General features: G+C 39.2%; 1 pseudogene. It reads left to right on the top strand.

The window, feature by feature from the left end:
- Positions 1 to 349 precede the first annotated feature (349 nt).
- Positions 350 to 832: pseudogene (pntA, locus tag AB4653_RS26385) on the top strand (NAD(P)(+) transhydrogenase (Re/Si-specific) subunit alpha); the annotation flags it as partial.

The raw sequence follows: 832 nt of genomic DNA, 5'->3' as shown, positions 1-832 counted from the left end.
AAAAATCGCAGATGTTCATCGACCAAATGGGCGATAGCATTTTTAGCTAACCAAATAGGGTTAGAATTGATGTTGGTCATAATTTAGAGAGCTTTCAGTGTATATGCTGAAAGCTCTTTTTAGTTTTAGGAACAAAGAACAGCTAGTAGGTTGTTATTTAAAGGAATATTTGCAAGTGGTTTGACCTCTTGGCTCAAAAGAGGCGTCATTTCTTCAAATGAAGTGCTCCAATTCCATCCAAATCGTTATAAGTAATAACTTTTCCTGTTCTTTGAATAAAACGCTTGAAGTATTAGTTGTCGTTAGATACAAACGAATAAGTCATTGTGCCAATAGTCAAGGAATAGCTATGCAAATTGGTGTACCAAGAGAAACACTCGCAGGTGAAACGCGAGTTGCTGCTTCGCCGAAATCGGTAGAACAGCTTCTAAAATTAGGATTTGAAGTTTGTGTTGAATCACAAGCAGGTGCGTTAGCAAGTTTTGAAGATGCAGTTTATGAACAAGCTGGAGCAAAAATTGTCACCGCAGATGAAGCTTGGAAATCCGATATTATTTTTAAAGTTAACGCTCCGATCGTTGACGAAACTACAAATGAAATTGATCTTCTTAAAGATGGCGCAACATTGGTCAGCTTTATTTGGCCAGCTCAGAACCCAGAATTAATGGAACAATTGTCCACTCGTAATATTAACGTGATGGCGATGGATTCTGTACCTCGTATTTCAAGAGCTCAAGCGTTAGATGCATTGAGTTCTATGGCTAACATCGCGGGTTACCGTGCTGTTGTTGAGGCGGCGCATGAGTTTGGTCGATTCTTCACAGGTCAAATT

It is taken from the genome of Vibrio sp. 10N.222.48.A3, assembly GCF_041475345.1.
In the GTDB taxonomy this organism is placed as follows: domain Bacteria; phylum Pseudomonadota; class Gammaproteobacteria; order Enterobacterales; family Vibrionaceae; genus Vibrio; species Vibrio tasmaniensis_A.
The sequence above is the reverse complement of the archived record's forward strand: the minus strand, read 5'-3'. Positions and strand labels throughout refer to the sequence as shown.